The sequence below is a fragment of the Sapientia aquatica genome, assembly GCF_004358105.1.
Lineage (GTDB): Bacteria > Pseudomonadota > Gammaproteobacteria > Burkholderiales > Burkholderiaceae_D > Solimicrobium > Solimicrobium aquaticum.
In genome coordinates, this window is sequence record NZ_SMYL01000002.1 from 444,609 (window position 1) to 466,734 (window position 22,126).

General features: G+C 47.1%; 24 protein-coding genes. 9 read left to right on the forward strand and 15 right to left on the reverse strand.

Features of this window, described 5'->3' with window-relative positions:
* The first annotated feature begins 68 nt into the window (after positions 1–68).
* Complete coding sequence (locus E2I14_RS06015; RefSeq protein ID WP_133326447.1) at positions 69–1,421, forward strand: carbohydrate porin; 1,353 nt, start codon at positions 69–71, stop codon at positions 1,419–1,421.
* A gap of 82 nt (positions 1,422–1,503) precedes the next feature.
* On the opposite strand, the gene E2I14_RS06020 is transcribed toward E2I14_RS06015, so the two are convergent.
* Positions 1,504–2,625 (reverse strand): beta-ketoacyl-ACP synthase III, encoded by a 1,122-nt coding sequence (locus E2I14_RS06020; RefSeq protein ID WP_133326449.1) that lies wholly within the window; start codon positions 2,623–2,625, stop codon positions 1,504–1,506.
* 209 nt (positions 2,626–2,834) lie between these two features.
* Positions 2,835–4,124 carry an MFS transporter gene (locus tag E2I14_RS06025; protein ID WP_133326451.1) on the reverse strand — a complete coding sequence of 430 codons (1,290 nt, stop codon included), beginning with the start codon at positions 4,122–4,124 and terminating at the stop codon, positions 2,835–2,837.
* 239 nt (positions 4,125–4,363) lie between these two features.
* On the opposite strand from E2I14_RS06025, the gene E2I14_RS06030 reads away from it, so the two are divergent.
* The gene (locus E2I14_RS06030) at positions 4,364–5,647 is read left to right on the forward strand and encodes a sensor histidine kinase (protein ID WP_133326453.1); all 1,284 of its coding nucleotides are present in this window, start codon (positions 4,364–4,366) and stop codon (positions 5,645–5,647) included.
* Positions 5,648–5,658: 11 nt separating this feature from the next.
* Positions 5,659–6,417: a LytR/AlgR family response regulator transcription factor gene (locus E2I14_RS06035; RefSeq protein WP_133326455.1), complete on the forward strand. Its 759-nt coding sequence runs from the start codon at positions 5,659–5,661 to the stop codon at positions 6,415–6,417.
* A gap of 77 nt (positions 6,418–6,494) precedes the next feature.
* Here the strand turns inward: E2I14_RS06035 and E2I14_RS06040 are convergent, their stop codons facing one another.
* The 5 genes from E2I14_RS06040 to E2I14_RS06060 form a co-directional block, all read right to left on the reverse strand.
* The gene (locus E2I14_RS06040; RefSeq protein ID WP_406675699.1) at positions 6,495–7,904 is read right to left on the reverse strand and encodes a purine-cytosine permease family protein; all 1,410 of its coding nucleotides are present in this window, start codon (positions 7,902–7,904) and stop codon (positions 6,495–6,497) included.
* A 187-nt stretch (positions 7,905–8,091) separates the two neighbouring features.
* Positions 8,092–8,580, reverse strand: coding sequence for a flagellar basal body-associated FliL family protein (locus tag E2I14_RS06045; protein ID WP_133326459.1), 489 nt, complete (start codon positions 8,578–8,580; stop codon positions 8,092–8,094).
* A gap of 299 nt (positions 8,581–8,879) precedes the next feature.
* Positions 8,880–10,049: a vWA domain-containing protein gene (locus E2I14_RS06050; RefSeq protein ID WP_133326461.1), complete on the reverse strand. Its 1,170-nt coding sequence runs from the start codon at positions 10,047–10,049 to the stop codon at positions 8,880–8,882.
* A complete protein-coding gene (locus E2I14_RS06055) occupies positions 10,049–10,636 on the reverse strand; it encodes a GNAT family N-acetyltransferase (protein ID WP_133326463.1) in 588 nt (195 codons plus the stop codon). The genes E2I14_RS06050 and E2I14_RS06055 overlap by 1 nt, the downstream gene beginning before the upstream one ends.
* 26 nt (positions 10,637–10,662) lie before the next feature.
* The gene (locus tag E2I14_RS06060; RefSeq protein WP_133326465.1) at positions 10,663–11,520 is read right to left on the reverse strand and encodes an AAA family ATPase; all 858 of its coding nucleotides are present in this window, start codon (positions 11,518–11,520) and stop codon (positions 10,663–10,665) included.
* Positions 11,521–11,935: 415 nt separating this feature from the next.
* On the opposite strand from E2I14_RS06060, the gene E2I14_RS06065 reads away from it, so the two are divergent.
* Together E2I14_RS06065 and E2I14_RS06070 are read left to right on the forward strand one after the other, a co-directional pair.
* Positions 11,936–12,265 (forward strand): c-type cytochrome, encoded by a 330-nt coding sequence (locus E2I14_RS06065; protein ID WP_133326467.1) that lies wholly within the window; start codon positions 11,936–11,938, stop codon positions 12,263–12,265.
* An 18-nt stretch (positions 12,266–12,283) separates the two neighbouring features.
* A complete protein-coding gene (locus E2I14_RS06070; protein ID WP_133326469.1) occupies positions 12,284–12,637 on the forward strand; it encodes a c-type cytochrome in 354 nt (117 codons plus the stop codon).
* A 99-nt stretch (positions 12,638–12,736) separates the two neighbouring features.
* On the opposite strand, the gene E2I14_RS06075 is transcribed toward E2I14_RS06070, so the two are convergent.
* Positions 12,737–13,165 (reverse strand): DUF1841 family protein, encoded by a 429-nt coding sequence (locus E2I14_RS06075; protein WP_133326471.1) that lies wholly within the window; start codon positions 13,163–13,165, stop codon positions 12,737–12,739.
* A gap of 145 nt (positions 13,166–13,310) precedes the next feature.
* On the opposite strand from E2I14_RS06075, the gene E2I14_RS06080 reads away from it, so the two are divergent.
* The gene (locus tag E2I14_RS06080; protein WP_133326473.1) at positions 13,311–13,892 is read left to right on the forward strand and encodes a malonic semialdehyde reductase; all 582 of its coding nucleotides are present in this window, start codon (positions 13,311–13,313) and stop codon (positions 13,890–13,892) included.
* Between the two features lie 32 nt (positions 13,893–13,924).
* Here E2I14_RS06080 and nth read toward each other — a convergent pair whose 3' ends face one another.
* The 5 genes from nth to fdxA form a co-directional block, all read right to left on the reverse strand.
* Positions 13,925–14,575 (reverse strand): endonuclease III, encoded by a 651-nt coding sequence (gene nth, locus E2I14_RS06085; protein WP_133326475.1) that lies wholly within the window; start codon positions 14,573–14,575, stop codon positions 13,925–13,927.
* On the reverse strand, positions 14,572–15,264 hold the full coding sequence (gene rsxB / locus E2I14_RS06090) for an electron transport complex subunit RsxB (protein WP_133326477.1): 693 nt from the start codon (positions 15,262–15,264) through the stop codon (positions 14,572–14,574). The genes nth and rsxB overlap by 4 nt, the downstream gene beginning before the upstream one ends.
* Before the next feature lie 104 nt (positions 15,265–15,368).
* Complete coding sequence (locus E2I14_RS06095; RefSeq protein WP_133326479.1) at positions 15,369–16,604, reverse strand: polyhydroxyalkanoate depolymerase; 1,236 nt, start codon at positions 16,602–16,604, stop codon at positions 15,369–15,371.
* A gap of 452 nt (positions 16,605–17,056) precedes the next feature.
* Positions 17,057–18,127, reverse strand: coding sequence for an NAD(P)/FAD-dependent oxidoreductase (locus E2I14_RS06100; protein WP_133326481.1), 1,071 nt, complete (start codon positions 18,125–18,127; stop codon positions 17,057–17,059).
* 88 nt (positions 18,128–18,215) lie between these two features.
* Positions 18,216–18,539 (reverse strand): ferredoxin FdxA, encoded by a 324-nt coding sequence (gene fdxA, locus E2I14_RS06105; protein WP_133326483.1) that lies wholly within the window; start codon positions 18,537–18,539, stop codon positions 18,216–18,218.
* 316 nt (positions 18,540–18,855) lie between these two features.
* Here fdxA and E2I14_RS06110 point away from each other — a divergent pair, with 316 nt between their 5' ends.
* Both E2I14_RS06110 and E2I14_RS06115 read left to right on the forward strand, forming a co-directional pair.
* Positions 18,856–19,839 carry a 2-hydroxyacid dehydrogenase gene (locus tag E2I14_RS06110; protein ID WP_133326485.1) on the forward strand — a complete coding sequence of 328 codons (984 nt, stop codon included), beginning with the start codon at positions 18,856–18,858 and terminating at the stop codon, positions 19,837–19,839.
* A gap of 105 nt (positions 19,840–19,944) precedes the next feature.
* Entirely contained in the window at positions 19,945–20,517 is a 573-nt protein-coding gene (locus E2I14_RS06115; RefSeq protein WP_133326487.1) for a phasin family protein, read from the forward strand.
* A gap of 82 nt (positions 20,518–20,599) precedes the next feature.
* Here E2I14_RS06115 and E2I14_RS06120 read toward each other — a convergent pair whose 3' ends face one another.
* Entirely contained in the window at positions 20,600–20,851 is a 252-nt protein-coding gene (locus tag E2I14_RS06120; RefSeq protein WP_133326489.1) for an acyl-CoA-binding protein, read from the reverse strand.
* Between the two features lie 243 nt (positions 20,852–21,094).
* Between E2I14_RS06120 and E2I14_RS06125 the strand changes: the two genes are divergently transcribed.
* Positions 21,095–21,523, forward strand: coding sequence for a nucleoside triphosphate pyrophosphohydrolase family protein (locus E2I14_RS06125; protein ID WP_133326490.1), 429 nt, complete (start codon positions 21,095–21,097; stop codon positions 21,521–21,523).
* Between the two features lie 90 nt (positions 21,524–21,613).
* Here the strand turns inward: E2I14_RS06125 and E2I14_RS06130 are convergent, their stop codons facing one another.
* On the reverse strand, positions 21,614–21,970 hold the full coding sequence (locus E2I14_RS06130) for an FKBP-type peptidyl-prolyl cis-trans isomerase (protein WP_133326492.1): 357 nt from the start codon (positions 21,968–21,970) through the stop codon (positions 21,614–21,616).
* Between the last annotated feature and the right edge of the window lie 156 nt (positions 21,971–22,126).

Here is a 22,126-nt window from a genome sequence, read left to right on the forward strand (position 1 = left end):
GCAGCAGTAGCAACATTAGTAGAAGTAGTAACAGTAGCAGGTGATTCACAATTTACAGGAGACAAGGTATGAAAAAAAGTACAGTTAGCGCGGGTCTTAATGCGATTAGCGCATTGGGTGCAATGGTTTTATTCGTCGCAAGCGCCAATGCTTTTGCTGAAGGTTCGTCAGAACAAAAGTCGGTATTAGATAACGTCTCTGACTGGCGTCAAAGTATGCAAGACAAAGGATATAAATTGGATTTTGGCTATGTCAGCCAAACCGCCTACCTCGCCAAAGGCGGCTATACCGACGATCGCGCCACAAAATACATTGATCAATTCCATTTCAAATTTAATTTTGATCTCAATAAAATCGCCGGTATTCAGGATGCAGAAATTGATGCCCTAATCGTCAATCGCAATCACGACGATAACTTGACCTACTCCGATCTGTACGACCCGCAAGCGCCGTTTGTCAATTCGACCCAAGAAAGCCACGGGCGCGGCTCAATTTGGCGTTTAGGTTTATTGTCTTACCGTCAGGCGTTTTTTGATCAAAAATTAAAAATTCGGGCTGGCTTGATCAATAAAGTTTGGGACTTCGACAACGCGACGCCGTGCGATTTTCAAACCTTGATGCTGTGCGGTGGGAAATCGGCCAACAACGGTATTTGGTATAACTGGAACGTTGGACAGTGGGGCGTGAGCGCTCAATACAAGTTCGCACCCGAATGGACTGTTAAGACTGGTTTGTACGATCAAAACCCACGACGCGAAGATCGTAATCAGGCTTTCTCATTATTTACCTCAGGCAGCAAAGGAACAGTTATTCCGTTGGAATTGGAATATCGCCCGGTTTTCGGCAATGGCAAATTACCTGGGATTTACCAACTCGGCGCAACCTACAGCAATGCCGATTACAACGATTTGTATTTGGCGTCCAATAATCAACCGCAAGCCTTATTTCCCCATTTAGCGCCTAAGGTTCATAGTGATCAGGAATTTTTATACTGGAATTTCACCCAGCAAATCACCCAGCAAGGCGCAGCCAGCACCGATGGCATGCATTTGTTCTTTACCGGCGGGATCGGAGACCGCAGCAAGATTGTGAAGTACAACTATTCAGCAGGGATTCGGTATCCCGGGATTTTTTCTCAACGCCCTAAGGATTCATTTGGTATCGGCGTGTCGTACGCAAAATTGAATAACGACTACATTAATAACGCGCGATTAAGCAATCAACTAGGCGCGGGCGTTGCTGGATTCAATCCCGTATTAATTCGCGATTCAGCCGAAGTGGTGGGTGAGGTGTACTACAACTTCCAAGTTACTCCAGCCATTAGCATTCAACCTGGTTTGCAATACTGGACCAATCCTGCTGGCGTGTCGCAGACAGAGGATGCCTATGTTGTGGGTTTGAAGTTGATGGCTAATTTTTAATTAGCTAATTGAATCGGCAAATTTGACTGCCAAGTGATTTGCTGTTGCGCCCTTCTCGGAGGACGCAACAGTTTTAAAACGATTACAGCTTTTTAACTACCACGCAGCCTATTGAATAACCCGCGCCAAACGAGCAAATCACGCCGTGCGCGCCAGCAGCTAAGTCATCTTGGTGTTTGTGGAAGGCAATGATCGAACCAGCCGAGGACGTATTGGCGTAGGTATCGAGAATCGTTGGGGATTCTTCCGGTGTCGCGTCGCGTCCCAAAATCATGCGGATAATCAGCAAATTCATATTTAAATTCGCTTGATGCAGCCAGAAACGGTTGATGTTAGTGATCGACAGTTGCGCATGTTGCACAGTGTCGGCAATCATGGCCGCGGCCATCGGGCAGACTTCTTTAAATACCTTGCGGCCTTGTTGGCGGAATAATTTGTCGGGCTTACCAACGCCGGATTCATCGGCGCGGTTTAAGAAACCAAAGTTGTTGCGGATGTTGTTGGAGAACTGGGTCTTGAGTTTGACATCAACTACCGCGAACTGATGCTTGGATGTGGCCAAGTCTGCGCGCTCTAACAAAATCGCAGTACATGCATCACCAAAAATAAAATGGCTGTCGCGATCACGCCAATTTAAGTGGCCGCTAGTGATTTCAGGATTGAGCACTAACACCGCGCGGGCTTGACCACTTTGAATTGCGCTGACCGCTGCCTGAATGCCGAAAGTCGCTGATGAGCAAGCGACGTTCATATCAAAGCCGTAACCTTCGATTCCCAACGCAGTTTGTACTTCAACAGCAATGGCTGGATAAGCGCGTTGCATGTTGCTGCATGCGACGATGACCGCATCGACATCGTGGGCGGTTTTGCCGGCACGTTCCAAGGCTTGGTGCGCCGCATTGACTGCCATTTCGCACATGATCGAGGGTGCGTCGTCGGAGCGTTCTGGGATATGCGGAACCATGCGGGTTGGATCGAGTACGCCGGATTTTTCGACCACATAGCGCGCTTTGATGCCCGAGGCTTTTTCGATAAAGCCAACACTGGATTCTTCGAGTGCGGTGACTTCACCAGCTGCAATCGCGGCGGCATTGTCGCTATTAAATTGTTGAACGTAGCTATTAAAACAAGTAATTAATTCTTCGTTGGAGATGGAAAACGGCGGCGTATATAGCCCTGTACCGCTAATGACGACTTGATTCATGCATAACTTTCTTAAAGTATCGAGCAGAACGCTCATTTTAAGCGGCAGATTCTACCGCTTTGCCTTGGGGACTAAGGAAAGAAAATAGCTGAATTGGAATGATAACTCTAAACTTATTTTAGGACAATTTTGTGACAAATTAAGGTTATTTGGTTAAAAAATAACCTTATTTGGAGTGGGCGTAAGTTAAATCAGGATGATTTCAATCTTTAGCGCATCTTCAGGCGGTAGCGCGCTGCCAACGTGGCGCCAACACTGACAAGCGCCGCCGCAATCACGTAGAAGGCAATCGCTAACTTGTTCTGCGTGACGGCGATAAGCCAAGTAATGATCATCCCGGCGAAGCCGCCAAAAATCATCACGCCGATGTTGTAGCTCAGTGACATTCCCGTTCCGCGTGTTTGTACTGGAAAGATGTCGGACAACAAAGCGGGCATCGAAGCGAAATACATCGTCATTAATAGTCCCAGCACTCCTTGAATTAATAGCAGGTTGGCGAAGCTGGGATTGTTGGTTAGGTATTGATAGAGCGGGTAGGTAAGGAAGGCAAATAACACACTGCTGACCAACATAAACGGCGTGCGGCCGATCTTGTCGCTGAAATGACCAACGATGGGTGAGCACGTCATCATAATGAGGCCCGCCAAGATCATGGTAGAAAACGCATCAGTCGAGCTCATGCCAAGCTGCTTCACCGCAAAGGTGGGCATGTACATGATGGTGTACACCGAGACGGTCGCCATGACTACGCAGCCCGATCCAATTAATAGGCGTTCTTTTTGTTCGGCAAAAATGTCTTTCAATGGTGATGCGGTGGAACCGACTTCAGAAAATTCTGGCGATTCATCGAGATGTTGGCGGATGTAATAACCGGCTGGGCCAATTAATAAGCCAAAGATAAACGGCAAACGCCAGCCCCAGCTTTCTAACTGTTCAACGGTCAGCTGCGAAGACAAAACTGCGCCAAAAACGGCGGCCAACCACATTGCGATGCCTTGACTGGCGACTTGCCAACTTGAAAAAAAGCCACGTCGATGCGGGGCATGTTCGACTAAAAAAGCGGTAGAGCTTCCGAATTCACCGCCCGCTGAAAAGCCTTGAATCAAGCGCGCCAACACAATCGCAGCGGGCGCCCATAAGCCTATCGATTTGTAAGTTGGCATGATGGCGATGATTAGGGTTCCTATCATCATTAACAGAATCGACAAGGTCAACGCCGCTTTACGTCCGACTTTGTCGGAGTAGGAGCCGAGTAGGACCGCGCCCAATGGACGCATAAAAAACGATACGCCGAAAGTAGCGAAGGTAATGAGCAATGAGATCGCTGGATCGTCGGTAGGAAAAAATAGTTTAGAAATCGTGACCGCAAAAGCGCCATAGATTAGGATGTCGAACCATTCCAAGGCATTACCAATCGAGGACGAAATCACGGCGCGCCAAGTTTGTGGATGCGGGTGTTGATTGGGCTGAATGTGCTGAGCTTTTTTCGGTGCAGACATCGTGGTCCTTAGATTGAAAACAAGGGAAAGAATAATAAATCAAAACGCATATTAATTGTAAATTTTGCATTTAAATGCGCCAAATTCCACCTTTACCGACGGGCAGAATACGATCGGCTATTGCGCAAAAAGCCAAGTTCATCGCCAAATCTAAGTCGTTCGCCACATTATTACTTGCGCGTGAGAAAAATAAGTAGAATTTGAAAATAAACAGACCACCGAATCAAGAAACGCAAAGCATGAAAAAATTAGCCTCAGCAAAACCTCTCGTTGAAGTCGAACCAGCGATCGATTCAGAATTGCCCGCTCCTTTCTGGACGCGCTACGGCGGATGGGGCGCGCGTGCACAGAAGTATCCGATTTTTAGCCAAACTTGGTTTAAATATCGGGTGCGTTCATTTGTGCTGCCCGTGGCAACGTTTTTGTTATTAATGTCGGTTAGTGTCTTTGTCATGCCACCGGGCATGCAGTGCTATATGCTGGCCAATTTCCTGTATCTCTGCGTCTGTATTGTGTATTCATTGCTGATCGGACGCTGGCTGGCTGTATTGGTTTGCAAGCGAAAGCTGACTGAAAAAATAAAACTCGTCGCCTTAATTGCTGTGCTGGTCTTTGGTGTCGCTAGCTCGTTTGGAATTAAACGAATTGGTGACCGCATGGAAAAGGAATGGTGGGTCGAGCATTTGCACGAAATGGATCAAGACAGTATTAAGTATTTTGAAGCGACTCAACGAGGCATGAATAATTCTGCGGTAACAGGAATCAATCTTCTTTTTTCTATCGCGTTATTTACTTGGCTCGGTGGTGCGTTAGATTTTGTCGCTTATTTCCGCCAGCAGCGCCACATGAAAGAAGAATTGGTCGCTAAAAAAGTCGCTCGCTATAAACAGGAGCGCAATGAAGCCGAATTACGCTTATCGGTATTAGCTAGCCAAATTGAACCCCACTTTTTATTCAATACTTTAGCTGGCGTGCGCTCGGCAATTTCTAGCGACCCGCAAATGGGCGTGGCGTTGATCGACAATTTAGTTGAGTACTTGCGTGCCACGATTCCACAGATTCGTGAAGATGGCACCTGTTCGCAAGTGAAATTAACCTCGCAACTGCAAGCGATTCAAGCGTATTTGGGCGTCATTAAATTCCGCATTCCACGTATGAGTTTTCGCGTGGAATGCGATCCGGCCTTGCGTGAGCAATTCATTCCACCGTTAATGTTGATTTCACTGGTCGAGAATGCCGTGAAACACGGCATCGAGCTAAAAAAAGGGCCTGTACATATCGATGTTATTGCCGAACAAAAAGAGATAGACGCTGAACCAAAATTAGTCCTCTCGGTGATTGATAACGGACTCGGTTTGGCCGGCGTCACAACGGGCACTGGCATTGGTTTAGCCAACATACGCGAGCGTCTCATGCAACTCTATGGTGACCAAGCTGCGCTAAGTTTAGTCGAGCGCGACGAAGGCGGTGTTTGCGCCAGTATTGTGATGCCGCTTTCCGATCAATCTACACTTTCACTCTAACAAGGCCAGCGATGCCAACTGCAATTATTGCCGATGACGAGTATTTACAGCGCGAAGAATTACGCCGCATGCTGCAGCAGGCGTGGCCGGAGCTAACGATTTTGGCCGAGTGCGAAGACGGCTGCGACGCGCTTGATGCAATTGTGGCGCATCAGCCGGACGTAGCGTTTTTGGATATTCGTATGCCTGGTTTAAGTGGCTTGGACGTGGCGCGCGTGTCGAACGGAAAATGCAATGTCGTCTTTGTTACCGCCTACGATGCGTATGCGATTGATGCCTTTAATTTGGCGGCTTGCGATTATTTGCTAAAACCAATTCAGAACGAACGATTAGCTCAATCGGTGGAGCGCGTGCAAGCACGACTGAGTCGCGGCAGCAAATCGGAAGAATTACTGCAAATGATGGATTTGGTGGAAAAGCGATTGAGCGAGCAATCCAACAAAGAACGTTTGCGTTGGATTAGCGCCAGTTCGGGCAAGTCCATTCAAATTTTCCCAATTGATGAGATTCTATTTTTTGAATCCGATACGCGTTATACCCGCGTCGTCAGCGCTTCCGATGAAGGCTTAATTCGGACCGCAATTAAGGATTTGCAGAAAGGGTTAGATCCTGAGCAGTTCTGGCAAATCAATCGCGGGATACTCGTCAATATGAACGCCATTGCGCGGGCGCATCGGGATGAATTGGGTGGAATCAAAGTTGAAATTAAAGGCAGCAAAGAACAATTAAAAGTCAGCCAAACGTATGCTTGGCGTTTTAAGGGTAACTAAGCTTTGCCGTTAGATGTAATTGGGGCCCAAAAAAACGCGCCAAATCGACTGCATTTGGCGCGTTTTTCTTAGTAAAGCTAACTCGGTAACATCAATTTGTCGGGAATCGACTTGGGCCAAATTTTGCAAGCGAAGTAATACATCACTCCGGGAACCAGCAATCCAATAATCCAAGAAATATCGGTTCCGCCTAGTTTTTCGACTAACGGCCCGGTATAAAAACTAGTCGCCAAAAATGGCATCTGCACCGTGACACCGACGACGTAAGTACTAATCCCCGCGATGTTCCATCGACCGTAACGACCATTCGGATCGGAGAGAGCCACCAAATCATAGCGACCTTTGGTCACAAAATAATAATCGACCAAATTGATTGCGCTCCATGGTGTGAAAAAGGCGAGCAAGAATAGGATGAAGGATTTAAATAGTTTTAAGAATGCCCCTTGTCCAGTCAGTGCCACCGCTGCCGCTACGCCAACAATCAAGACGATGTAAATAAAACGTGCGACGGGAGAGAAACGTTGCTGGCGTTTAAATCCACTTAATATCGTTGCGATCGACATAAAGCTGCCGTAGGTGTTAAGTGTGGTTGCCATCACTTTGCCGAGAATAATACTCAAATATAAAAAGCTAGCGATGATACCGGTTCCGCCCAAGCCGACAATAAAATTGACTTCATGTCCGACGAATTGATCTCCCGCCAAGGCGGCAGCAAAGACGCCCAAGCTCATCGAAATTTGCGAGCCAATGGCGGAGCCGCCACCGACGGCTAAAAACGTTTTCAAGGGCGAAATAGCGCTAGGTAGGTAACGCGAATAATCAGCGACATAAGGTCCATAGGCGATTTGCCACGAAGCGCCCAACGATATCGCTAATAGGAAGTTCGGCAAAGTGAAATGGCGATTAGCTTCAAGCAAGGCGGCTAAATCGTATTTAAACACCAGCGAAGTGTATAAATAAATGAAGGCGATAATCCCGATTAAGCTAGCAAATCGACCGAGCACGTGGATCACGCGGTAACCAAAAATCGTCACGCCAATAATGAACAAACTAAAGACAACAATACCCACGGTGCTGCTGGTATTGAGTAAGCTGCCCAGAGATTGACCTGCCAGCACGATGCCGGTCGCTGAGAATCCCAAGTACAAAATACAAACCAGCACAATCGGGATCACCGCGCCAAACACACCAAATTGCACTCGGCTCGAAATCATTTGCGGCAAGCCCAGTTGCGGCCCTTGCGCGGCGTGCAATGCCATGACAGTACCGCCGAAAATTTGACCTACAAATAATCCAATTAATGACCAAAAAACATCGCCGCCTAAAATCACGGCGAGCGCGCCAGTAACGATAGACGTGATTTGCAAATTAGTGCCAAACCAGAGCGTAAATTGGCTCCACAGTCGTCCGTGCCGCTCTGCTTCGGGGATGTAATCGATGGAACGTGTTTCAATGAATTTACTGCTTGATTGCGAGTTTGAATCCAGCGGACTGTGCGCCGAGTTTTGTGCCATATTGCCTCCGTAGTTGTAGTTATTTCAGCGGGCAATACTATAGTAATTTTGGTAAATGAAGTTTAGATATTTGTTCTCGTATTTCAGAGCAAAAATGAGAATCAATGTTGGAAGGCACGCTGTCAGCAATGGGGGAGGGGCAGGTTATTTGATAACGGCTTTATTTGTACTGCATCAATAAGTCTTGGTACAAAATACCTTGAATTTTATCGATCTTCAGTTGCTTATTGAGTTGGTCTTTGAGCTGGGTTTGAATCGCTTGGCAACCGTCATGATTGCGAAAATCATCGGTATCGACTTCTTGAACCGCTTCTTTAAAAACTTGATTGATTTTTGATTTATTGGTTTGTACCCAATCACCGTCTTTGCCGTCGACTTCGATGGCGACCTTGAGCCGGACAACTTGGGTGTCGGAGTCGATCACCATTTCGGGCAAAGTTAGATAACTATCAGACACTGGTTTTTTATTGGCGTTATGCCAGTAAAAATAAATGGAAATCGCTACGCCAATTAATGTGACGAAAGCAAACGCAACCAAGAAGGGAACAAATTTATCGCGTTGACTAACCACGGCTCTGGCTTTAGCTGGAGCGGCCTTGACGGGCGCGGCCTTTGCAGGCACAGGCTTTTTCGCAGGAGTTGGCTTCATTGCTGTTAAGACGTTACTCGTTAGATGTGGATTTGCGCTTAGTGGTGCTGAGTACCGGACGGATGCACTGCCAAGATTCTAAGACAAGATAATAGCGAGCTTGAGTCTAGGATAGTTGACGAACTTTTCAAGCGTTGAATTGAATTTAGTGCGAAATGAAATTAATTGTTTTGATTAGCAAAAAAGGCATATGAAATTGAATTTTTCAGATGGCATTAAGCATTAATTAAAAACCATGTTACTCGTCGCTGTCATTTGTCTGCTGCGCTTTTGTCAGGGAAGCGGACGTGGTTGGCTCGTTATTTGCTGAGCAAGCGCATGCCGCGTTCTAATCCCTCAATCGTGACAGGGAACATGCGGTTATTTATTAATTGCCGAATCACGGCAATCGACTGACGGTATTCCCATAAACCTTCTGGTTCGGGATTGAGCCAGATGGATTTTGGGAACGCGGTCGTGAAACGCTGCAGCCATGTAGCCCCGGCTTCCTCGTTGTTGTACTCAACTGAGCCGCCCGGTTGTAATACTTCATATGGACTCATGGTCGCGTCGCCAACGAAAATTAATTTGGTATCGGGTGGATATTTGCGTAATACATCCCAGGTTGGCATTTTCTCGGAATGGCGACGTTGATTGTTTTTCCACAAATAGTCGTACACGCAATTATGAAAATAAAAGAACTCCATATTTTTAAATTCAGTTTTTGCGGCAGAAAATAATTCTTCGGTTTGCGCGATGTGGTCATCCATCGTGCCGCCAACGTCGAGCAACATCAACACCTTGATATTGTTCTTGCGCTCAGGTTGCATCTTGATGTCGAGATAACCGGCATTGGTGGCCGTGGCCTTGATCGTGGCATCTAACGCCAATTCTTCTTCGGCTCCTTGACGGGCAAATTTGCGTAAGCGGCGCAGTGCAACTTTGATATTGCGCGTGCCGAGTTCACGCTCAGAGTCGTAATCGCGGTAAGCGCGGGCCTCCCAAACTTTGACAGCGGTGCGATTGCCGCCTTTGCCGCCAATGCGGATACCTTCAGGATTGCTGCCGCCATTCCCAAAGGGGGAGGTTCCGCCAGTGCCTATCCATTTGCTGCCGCCTTCGTGGCGCTCTTTTTGTTCTTTGAGCAGTTCGGCTAAACGATCCATTAATTTGTCGTAGCCAAACTTTTCGATTGCCGCTTTTTGCTCGTCGGTTAGCTCGCGTTCTAGCCGCTTTTTTAACCAATCCAGCGGAATATCTGGATGCTTCTCAAAAATAGCGTCAACGCCTTTGAAATACATTCCAAAGGCTTTGTCGAATTTATCGAAATGGGCTTCGTCCTTCACCATAATGAGACGCGACAAAAAATAAAAATCATCCAGCGTAGTGGAGGCAATATTTTTTTGTAGTGCTTCAAGTAGCACCAAAAATTCCTTAATCGAGACAGGAATTTTGGCATCTTTTAAGGTGAAGAAAAATCCAATTAACATTATTCAGTCGGTCTTTCGAGCTTGAAGGTTAAGTTCTGTCGCACGCCATTCCATTCGCTATCGAGAATGCTATAGACGACCGTATCGCGCACGCGGCCATTTGGCAAAATGGTGTGGTTGCGTAATACGCCATCGCGCTTTGCGCCCAAACGCTCAATGGCGCGTTGCGAAGGTTGATTGAACCAATCGGTGCGGAATTCGACAGCGTTGCAATGCAGATCCTCAAACGCATGCCGCAAAAGCATTAATTTGCACTCGGTGTTAATTGCAGTGCGTTGCACTCGTTTTGCGTACCAAGTGTAGCCAATTTCTAGTCGCTTGTTGGCGGCATCGACATTGCAGTAACGGGTCGATCCGACGATGTTGCCAGAGAAGTTTTCTCGAATCACAAAGGGCAATGCTTTGCCTTCTTTTTGTAATCCGATAGCGATATCAAACCAAGTTTGAATATTGTCGGGATTGGGGACGGTAGTAAAAAATAAAGTCCATAATTTGCCGTCCGAGGCCGCTTCAATTAAGCCGGGTAAATGATGCTGTTCTAACGGTTCTAAGGTCGCAAAGCGACCGGATAAGGTAATAGGTTGCATAGATATCAAATGGTTGAAAAACGAGGTTAGCGGTTATGGCGCGACATCATGACGATGCGCTCAAACAAATGCACGTCTTGTTCGTTCTTGAGCAACGCGCCATGCAATGGAGGGACAATTGCTTTTTGATCCTTGCTACGCAAGGCTTCGGCAGGAATGTCTTCCGCTAGTAGGAGTTTTAACCAATCGAGTAGTTCGGACGTGGATGGCTTTTTCTTAATGCCAGCGACTTCGCGCACTTCATAAAAACTCGTTAATGCTTGAGTCAGTAAATCATTTTTCAGATGAGGGAAATGCACGCGCACGATCTCTTGCATCGTTTGCGCATCGGGGAATTTGATGTAGTGAAAAAAGCAGCGACGCAGGAACGCATCGGGTAATTCTTTTTCGTTATTCGAGGTAATGATCACCAAAGGTCGATGAACGGCGCGCACCATTTCGCGCGTTTCATAGACGTAAAATTCCATGCGATCTAATTCGCGCAGCAAGTCATTGGGGAATTCGATATCGGCTTTATCAATTTCGTCGATCAGCAATACCACTGGCTTGTCGGCGGTAAATGCTTGCCACAACACGCCTTTGACGATGTAGTTGTGAATGTCTTTGACGCGCTCATCGCCGAGCTGTGAATCGCGCAAACGTGAGACCGCATCGTATTCGTATAAGCCTTGCTGAGCCTTGGTGGTGGACTTGATATGCCATTGCATCAACGGCATGCCGAGCGCGGCAGCAACCTCTTCGGCCAACATGGTTTTACCAGTGCCGGGTTCGCCTTTAATCAACAAAGGACGCTGTAACGTTAATGCTGCATTGACTGCAAGTTTTAGGTCAGCGGTTGCAACGTAGCTGTCGGAACCTTCGAAACGGGTAGGAGATGTTTGCATAGTCGGATAGGAGGTCAGCGAGAAAGAAAATGGGGTCAAGTATAAACGCTTGTTTTAACTAGCGTGAAGTCGAATGACTGCAAGCTTGCTTGCGAAATTGACGTACTATTTTTGTCCCAATTCTGAGTTTGTTAGATGGTAATGTTATCGAGATTGACTACACTGAGGTTGTGTCGTTTGAGCAGTTGCGTTATAAAGGGTTAAATTATTTGTAATGTGGTGTGAGAAATTACCTATATGCCACAGATTTAATTGTCTATATTGATTCATATCATCAGTAATAGACTGAAACATTGTCTTCGGGTAAAATTAATCGTTTCTTGGGCGCAAGCTTAGGCTGAAAGTGTCACTAAAAGTCGCTATCTTCCTGATTGCATTCAACTTTTGCACAATTATCGCCAACTTATCTCTTATCATGAAAAAAATTATTGCACTCGCTGCGTTGACAGCACTTGTAAGCATGGTTGATGTCGCTGCGGCGGCGGACGTCGTTGGTAACCCTAAAGCGGCGGAAAATAAAATTGCAATGTGCATCGGTTGCCATGGCATTCCAGGTTACAAAGCCACTTTCCCTGAAGTTTATGCCGTACCAATGTTGGGCGGACAAAACGCTAAATATTTGGAAAACGCCTTAAATGCGTACAAAAAAGGTGATCGTAAGCATCCAACTATGCACGGTATCGCTGCAAGTTTGACGGATCAAGACATTGCTGATTTGGCCGCTTACTATTCCCAACAAAAATAACGCATTCGAAAGATTCCAATGAAAAAATTATTCTTATTAGCTGGAGCAGCGTTGTCGTTATCAGTGGCTGCTAATTCTTGGGCGGGTGGCGATATTAATGCAGGAAAAGCGGCGGTAGAAAAATACGGCTGCGTTGCTTGCCACGGTGCGGATTTAAATTCCCCAATCGATCCAACCTATCCACGTTTAGCGGGTCAACCAGAAACGTATTTAAAACATGCGTTAGTTTCATATCAACGCGGTGCTGACGTCGCTAACGGTCGCGTTAATGCGATCATGAATGGTCAAGCCAAGGCTTTGTCGGCGAAAGATATCGAAAACATCGCCGCTTATGCGCACAGCCTGCCAAGTAGCTTAGTGCTGAAAAAATAAGCCATTTGCAGCGTAGTTAATGAAAAAGCCATGTTAAACATGGCTTTTTTGTTTTTAACTGACAAGTTAATTCAGTTCTCGTGGCCGGGAAAACTGCGCCTAGCGAACCTTCTGCCGAATCGCTTCAACATAACCTTCGGTATCAAACGGAATCCCATTGCGTTGCGAATCCCAAATCATCGCTCCTAAACAATCCATCATCACATGATGCGCTTCATGCTCGGATTGCAGCCGTTGTGCCAAAGCGGTGTAGGCGGGCGCAATCCCGATTGGCTGATTAATCGAGATTTGCTCGGCGATCGATAAGTGCATGGACAAATGTAGGAACGGATTGGTTTTGCCTTGCTCGACCGAATAGTGTGCGTCTAAAGCGGCATTGACATCGCGCAGATCAGCCTCGTATTCGGGATGCTGCATGATCCAATCGGCGGCGATGGATTCGAGTGGCGTTAAAATTTCACGCGCTAATGTTTTGCGGTAGGTCTCGCAAAAAAAGCGCCGTACATCGTGCTGCGTAGGATTAAACATGGGTGGCGGGTTAGTGTTTTTGTGAGCCGCTATTTTACTTGGATTTGCTGCTATTGATGGACTGTTGGTATGCAGCGAGAATGAATTTGCTCTGCTATCATCCCAATTTCTCAGGCTGTCATTTCATTAATTAATAGGAGCACATATGTTAGACCAATCCGCCCTCGATACTTTATTCAATAACGCTCGCACCCATAACGCTTGGCAAGACAAGCCAGTGAGCGATGAGTTACTGCATCAAATTTATGATTTGACCAAATGGGCTCCTACCTCGGCCAACACATCACCTGCTCGGATTGTGTTTGTCAAAAGCGCCGCTGAAAAAGAAAAGCTAGTCGCCTGCATGGCGCCCGGTAATCAGGAAAAAACCAAAACGGCACCAGTTACCGCGATTATTGCGATGGATTTCGAATTTTACGAGCAGTTGCCAAAGTTATTTCCGCACGCCGATGCAAAATCGTGGTTTGTCGGCAATCAAGCCAACATTGATGCAACCGCGTTCCGCAACGGCTCTTTGCAAGGCGGTTATTTCATTCTAGCGGCGCGTGCCTTAGGCTTGGATTGCGGCCCGATGTCGGGTTTTGATGCCGATAAAGTCAACGCGACTTTTTTTGCGGGCACTAACGTGAAAGTAAACTTTATCTGTAACTTGGGTTATGGCGATGTGGCTCACTTATACCCACGTTCACCACGTTTAACGTTTGACGAGGCTTGCAAGATTGTTTGATTAATTCACCAGCAAGCTAGTTAGTGCAGTGACTAAACCCCTTTGTCTGGCAAAGGGGTTTTTTCTTTGAAGGCGCACAAATCGGCTTCGATACAATTCCAGCACTGTGGTTGGCGTGCTTTGCAAATATAGCGGCCGTGCAAAATTAGCCAGTGATGGGCGTTGAGTTTAAATTGATCGGGGACGTTTTTGATGAGCAGTTGTTCGACCTTTTCAACTGTATTTCCCACTGCCAAACCAGTACGATTGGATACGCGAAAAATATGGGTATCGACGGCAATTGTTGGTTCCCCGAAAGCGCTGTTCAAGACCACGTTAGCGGTTTTTCGTCCCACTCCCGGCAAGGCTTCTAGTGCTTCCCGCGCGCGCGGCACTTGGCCGTGATGCTGCTCCAACAGTATTTTGCAGGTCGCAATCACGTGCTTGGCCTTGGTTTTATATAAGCCGATGCTGGAGATATAGGGGATCAGTTTCTCTTCGCCCAAGGCTAGAATTTGCGCCGGTGTATTGGCCACCAAATATAGGCGGCGGGTGGCTAAATTGACCGACACATCCGTGGCCTGCGCCGACAATAATACCGCGATCAACAATTCAAACGGTGTGGTGTATTCCAATTCGGTTGCAGGATGCGGATTGGCTTTTTGTAAGCGCTCGAAGAACGTGACACGGTCGGCTAGTTTCATGGCGTTGGTTTCGGTTTGTTGGCCATTGCACGCGCGATGGCGGCGCTGATAATCGCTTTTTTGCGGGCTTGTTCGGTGTATTCGTCCGCGGAGGCGGCAATTTCTTGCTGAATCACGGTCAGCTTTTCTTGCGCTTTGGCTAGCAGGCGTTCTTCATTCTCACGCTTTTCGCGCTCCAAGCGTTGGATTCTAAAATCGTGTTGAACGCGCGCTGCATCGGCTTGTTGCTGACTCCATGCGTCCCAACCAGTTGCTGTGCCGCTGACATTTTCCATCGTGATACAGTCAATTGGACAGGGTGGAATGCATAAATCGCAGCCGGTACACAGCTCGGTAATGACGCTATGCATCTGTTTAGGCGCGCCGACTATCGCGTCGACGGGGCAAGCTTGTATGCACAGCGTGCAGCCGATACAAACGGACTCATCAATTAGCGCGACTGCACGCGGATGTTCGCTGCCATTTTGGGGATTTAACGCAAGAATTGGGTGTTGCAGAAGTTGCGCTAGTCGCTCAATGCCCTGCGCGCCGCCGGGTGGGCATTGATTGTACAGCGCAGCGCCTTCAGCGATCGCTTGGGCGTACTGGCGACATGCGGGGTAGCCGCATTTGGTGCATTGGGTTTGCGGCAGTATTTGGTCGATTCGGTCGGCCAAGCTTGGAATGGATGGAGCGGAGCAGTTTGACACGGCGAGTTGGAAAAAAGCAAAACCGTATTATCGCTTGAATAGACAACGCCGATGTAATTCTCTTAGGAAAAATTACATCGGCGTTGGAAGGTGGCTAACTAGGATTAACCGTTTTTCTGGATAAATTCGGCAATCTTAGGGCAAATAATTTCACGCCAGCGACGACCCGAGAAAATCCCGTAGTGGCCGCATTTAGGGGCAACGAAATCTTGTTTTTTGCTCGCTGGAATGCCAGAACAAATATCGTGCGCAGCCTGAGTTTGACCGGGGCCAGAAATATCATCGAGCTCGCCTTCCACGGTAAATAACGCCACCGTTTTAATGTCTTGCGGACGCACTAATTTGCCTTCAACTTCCCAAGTTCCCATCGGCAGTCTAAATTCTTGGAACACTGTTTTGATGGTTTCGAGGTAGTAATCAGCGGGCATATCTAAAACCGCATTGTATTCATCGTAAAACTGACGATGCGCTTCGGCTGGATCGTCATCGCCTTTGATTAAATGCTGGTAGAAATCCCAATGACTTTGTGCGTGACGGCGCGGATTCATGGCCACAAAACCGGTATGTTGTAAAAAGCCCGGATACACCTTGCGCCCAACGCCTGGGAAGTTAGGCGGCACGCTGTAGATCACGTTATTTTCAAACCAAGAAAATGGCTTTTCGACCGCGAGATTATTGACTTGGGTTGGCGACTTGCGCGGATCAATTGGCCCGCCCATCATGGTCATGGTTTTCGGCAGCTTCGGATCTTTGTCGGTCGCCATCAGGGCGATCGCCGCCAACACCGGCACAGTCGGCTGGCAGACCGAAATAACATGCAGATTGGGGGCTAAATGGCGGATGAAATCTTGCACGTAATAGATGTAATCGTGCAGATGAAATGCGCCTTCGGATTCGGGCACCATGCGCGCATCAATCCAGTCGGTGATATAGACGTCATGTTGCGAGAGCAGGGCGCGCACTGTGTCGCGCAATAAAGTTGAGTGATGGCCGGAAAGGGGCGCCACCAACAACACTTTCGGTTGATCGAGTTGCTTGATCTCTCTAGCGCTCAGATCTTTTTTGAAGTGAATTAGGCGGCAAAAGCTTTTTAACACTTCAGTTTCTTCGACGATGCCAACTTCTACATCGTTGACTGGGACGGACGTGATGCCAAATTCAGGCTTTTCGTAATTCTTTCCCAGTCGAAACATTAATTCGTAACCAGCGGCAATACGTTGCGAAAATGGTGTGTGCGCTAACGGTGAAATCGGGTTACTGAAAATTTTGGAGGAGGCTTCGGCCCAGTTGGTCAACGGGGTCATCAAAGCACGATTCATCTCATGTAGGTGGTAAAGCATAATTTTCTTTCAAATGAGTTACTGCTGGAATTACGTTTAAGCTTATTACACGACATTATCAGCTAATTTCATTTTTGCTGCACTGCGTCATTTACTTTATGCTTTTTCGAACCCAAAGCCAAGGTAAAAGCGCTCAATGAGAGTAAAAAAACAATAAATTAACAATCTTTATCAATCGCAAGTAGCAGTTTCGATGACAAGAACGTTAGAACAACTTCATAAAGCAAATAAATTACGAAAACCTTACTGACCTAATTTTAGTGTAGTTTAAATCCAAAAAAGTTGCTGTAAATAACTAAATGCAAAATTAAGGTATAAATTTAGCGCAATTGGATGACCTTGCTAAGATGGCTAATGTGAAATTGCATGGTGAGATTGATTGAAAACAAAAATAGCGCTGAATCGGTATGATTGAGCGCTATTTTTATTGTTTTACTACAAATTAACTAGATTTAATCAAATACAGGTGTTTCCACGCCAAGAATTTTGTGTAACTTCGGCGACGTTGTGGTGTATTGCATATGAATTTTCTTTTCAGGGAAAATATACGGTGCCGCACCAAATGCTGCCAACGCTGCTTCGTGGAAGCCAGACAAAATCAGTTTCTTTTTGCCTGGATAAGTATTGATATCGCCCACGGCAAAAATGCCCGGAACGTTGGTTTCAAACTTCTCGGTATCAACGACTTTCAATTGCTTACGCTCAATATCCAAGCCCCAATCTGCGATGGGACCTAACTTAGGTGACAAACCGTAGAACACCAAAATATCATCCAGCGGCAAGCGGCGGGTTACGCCATCGGGGCCAGTGACTTTGATTTCGGATAACAAATCATCCTTGGTTTCAATGCCGGTCACCTGGCCGATCAACAATTGCATTTCGTATTGTTCGCACAATTCACGCATTTTTGCCACAGACGCAGGAGCGGCGCGGAAATCATCGCGGCGATGCAGCAGCACTACGGATTCTGCTTTGCCAACCAAATTCAAGGCCCAATCCAAGGCCGAGTCACCGCCACCGCAAATTACGATGTTTTTGCCGTAGAAGCGGGAAGGATCTTTGACTCGGTAGAACAATTGTTTGCCTTCAAAGGCTTCGATGCCTTCGACTTTTAAGGTGCGCGGTTGGAACGAACCAACGCCCGCAGCGATGAAAATCGTTTTGGTAATAAAACGTGTTCCCGTGGACGTTTCCAAATCAAAGCGACCGTCTTCGCGACGTGCAACCAAAGTCACTTCTTGACCCAAATGGAAAGTTGGAGAGAATGGTTCGATTTGTTTGAGTAAGTTGTCGGTCAATTCCTGGCCGGTGCAGACTGGCACAGCAGGGATATCGTAAATCGGTTTGTCTGGATACAGTTCCACGCATTGACCGCCAACGACGGCGAGCGAATCGATTACGTGTGCTTTAATTTCTAACAGACCTAATTCAAATACCTGAAACAGTCCAACAGGACCGGCGCCAACGATAACGGCGTCAGCGATGATAGGGGCCGATGAATCAGCGGCGAGATTGGTTTCCATACTAGGGATTATTTCCTATAAAAAGAGATGCTTCGGTCAGAGCACGCGAAGCATCTTTTGAGGCGTAATGCGTGACGATTCTGGCTCATTAGCGCTGCAAATATTGCAGCTTGTCTTTCACATCTTTCCATTCATCGGCATCCGGTAACGGGGCGATAGTTTTAGTAATGGAAGGCCAGCTACGTGATAAATCGGCGTTGAGCTTGGTATAGCTTTGTTGATCGGCCGGAACATCTTCTTCCGCGTAAATCGCATTGACTGGGCACTCGGCGACGCAGACTGCGCAGTCGATGCATTCATCTGGGTCGATCGCCAAAAAATTTGGTCCAACGCGGAAACAATCTACCGGACAGACATCAACGCAATCTGTGTAGCGGCAGCGGATGCAGGATTCGGTGACAACGTGGGTCATAACTTGCCTATCTGAAAAAATCGAAATGTGGGCGTGTTTGCGCGATCGGAAATGGGCAGGACTAACTATTAAACCGCGACGCAAATCACAAAGCACTGTATTTTAAGGTAATTTCGAGCTTCCTACAAATCAACCTTATATAAAATAGGTATAAGCAAATTCGTATTTTGACCCGCGAAATTGGCCGCTTGGGCAAAATTATTCGATTGCTGTTAGGCTAATTTCCTTGGTCAAGCTCGCTTGCCGTGCTTTTCATTGTTAAATATTTATCGTGTCGGCGGGCGGTTGCCCCGCCAATTTTTTACCGAAAGTTATTATGTCATCGTCCGCTAAACCTGCCATTTTGGTGACCTGTCCTACTTTTCCCGCTATTTTTGAACAGCTAACTACCCATTTTGAAATAGAAGATAACCAGCAAGACCAGATTTTTTCGGAAGACGAATTGATCGCCCATTTACAGGGCAAAGATGCGGCTTTCACCTCAGGTAATACGCGCTTTACCGCCAAAGTGATTGAAAATTGTCCTCAGCTAAAGTTGATTTGCGCCATGAGTGTGGGCTACGACAACATCGATATTAACGCTTGCGCCCAACGCGGGATCGTCGTCACCAATGCGCCGGATGTATTGAATCAAACCACGGCGGATTTTGCGTGGGCTTTGTTGTTAGCGACCGCGCGGCGCGTCACTGAGTCTGAACATTGGCTGCGCGCAGGACATTGGAATCGCTGGGAATTGCGCGGATTTTTAGGTGCCGACGTGCACGGCAAAACGCTCGGGATTTTGGGAATGGGGCGCATAGGTCAAGCGATTGCGCGTCGTTCGATGGGCTTCGATATGAAGGTGATTTATCACAATCGTTCGCGCCTAGGCCCAGACCAAGAAGCACACGCCAACAATGCTAAGTTGGTTTCGAAACAAGAATTACTCGCGCAATCCGATCACTTGATTTTGATGCTGCCTTATTCGGCGCAAACGCGGCATTGTATGGGAGCGCCTGAGTTTGCTCAGATGCGTAAAACGGCAACGTTAATTAACGTGGCGCGCGGCGGGGTGGTGGATGATGCGGCATTAATAACGGCGCTGAAAACCAAGCAAATTGCCGCAGCAGGATTGGACGTGTTTGAAAACGAGCCGCGCTTAAATCCTGAGTTTTTAACCTTGCCCAATGTTGTGCTGACTCCGCACATTGCGAGTGCTTCGGAAGCTACGCGCCAAGCGATGCAGCAATGTGCTTTTGATAATTTGCGCTCGTATTTTGAGCGCGGCATCGTGCTGACGCCTGTGGCGATGAATAAATGATGCGCGAAGTTGGCGCCAAGCCTATAGTTGAGCTGTATCAATGGATGAATACTTGGTCGCGCTATAGTTGGTTCATGTAGGCGGCTAGTTCGGTAGCAAAAATGTATGTCCACCCCAAAGGAGAACGATATGTCGGAATCTGCTCAAGAAAAAATGGCCCAAGCATTACAAGAACAGCAAGCGCAATGGACGGCAATCGGTTCAAAGCTGCTGGAAAGCTCGATGAAGCTAATGGAATTGAATGTGCGTGTGGTGAAGCAATCGATCGAAGAATCTACTCAGTCGGCGCAACATTTATTAGCCTCTAAATCACCCGAAGCGATGTTCTCGGTGGATCAAGCTAAATTGCAAGAAAAATTAAATCAGGCATTGGCTTATGCCAATGAAATTAACGCGATTACTTCTGAGCTGACCTCCGAATTCACCCACTCGACTCAAGAGAAATTATCCGAGGCGGTATCGAAGGCCAATCAATTTGTCGCCGGTATCCAACCAAGTGCGCCAGCGTTTTCTAATAAACCGTTGGAACAAATTTTCTCGCAATTTAGTAACCCGCAATTCGGTTATGAACAGTGGGTAGAGGCGAGTAAAAAGTTTGCTGATTCGATGGGCGTGAAGTTGCCTTCAATGCCGGAAGCGGCGCCAGAAAAGAAACGCACGACAAAATCGACGCGTTAAGTTGTTGAGTGGTTGAATGCAAAAAAGGAGCAAAACAGATAGCTTGTTTTGCTCCTTTTTTATCGCCTTGAAGAGTCGGGATTTATTTCAATTCTTCGATCAAATCAATATATTGTTGCTGCGCTTGTTCTTGGGTCGTGCCTGCTAGTGCGTGCCACGCATCCCATTTGGCGCGACCGATCATGTCGGTAAAGCCCGGACGCTCGCCAGTCGCATCGCCGCTGCTGGCTTGTTTAAACAAGGCGTAAATCTTCAGCAAGGTCATATTATCTGGACGTTCCGATAAGTTTTTGGAATCTAATTGTGCTTGGGCGAACTGGTCAGCTAAACTCATGATTTTTCCTCGTTGATAAGATGGGGTAAATAAATAATGTAACAGTTGAGTGGGCGTTAAATTACCACGGAACGAACCTGATAGAGCCAATATTGCTTAGAGTTATTGTTCGATTCGCGCTATTTTTAGCCAAACTCAATGGCTGCTGGAAAATTGCTTCCGAACCAGCTATGGTGTGGTCCTCTTTCTCGCAGCATTTTTTCAAACCAACTTCTACCCAACACTTCATTAGATTGGAACCGCATGAGCACTTTTGCTAACGATATTGAAAAATTTAATTCGATCTACAAGCTGCCAGTAAATAAAGTCCCGACCACCAATGTCGGTGTGCCGATGGCCGAGCGACTCAAGGCATTCAAAGATATTTTGTTGGAAGAAGTATCTGAAATCGACGAGATTATTAGCGCTGCTGAAGGTGGCTCCGATGAGTTGGCAACCTTGACTATGCTGGCTGATTTACTGGGTGATTTGCAAGTCTATTGCGCTTCTGAAATGGCTAAATTTGGCTTGCCGTTGGACGGTGTTTTAGAAGTGATTATGCAATCGAATTTTTCAAAACTGGGCGCTGATGGAAAACCCATTTACGACGAGCGCGGCAAGGTTATGAAGGGCCCGAATTACTGGAAGCCTGAGCCAAAAATTAGCGAGTTATTGCAATCGTTGAAGAAGTGAGCTGACTAAGCGGCACAATACAAAAAGCCTGCTGCAACATCGATTGCAACAGGCTTTTTTAACGTCGTAGCGTTTAACTGTTTAGCCGAATTACACGCCTAACAATTCCACTTCAAAAATCAATGTCGCGTTAGGAGGAATCACACCACCCGCGCCGCGTGGACCGTAGCCTAGGGACGATGGAATGATGAGCGTGCGTGCGCCGCCAACTTTCATGCCTTGAACGCCTTCGTCCCAGCCCTTTATCACGTGACCAGCAGCTAATGGAAACGAAAACGCTTCATTACGATCTTTGCTCGAATCGAATTTGCTGCCTTTGCTGCCGTCTGGGTTTTGCAACCAGCCGGTGTAGTGCACGCTCACGTGTTGACCCGCTTCGGCCGTTGCGCCTTCGCCGATGATGGTGTCTTCGTATTGCAAACCGCTTGCTGTCATGGTTGTTGTCATTTCAATCTCTCAAAATAAAAAATAGTGGCGAGATTGTAGACTAAATTGCGATTGAATTTTAAATTTTGATCTGGCTTGCGGGCTCAATTTAGTGTTAATCGCTACTGGCTAGGCGATCGGTGCAGGTGCTTTGGGTTATCATGCGGGCACAGATTT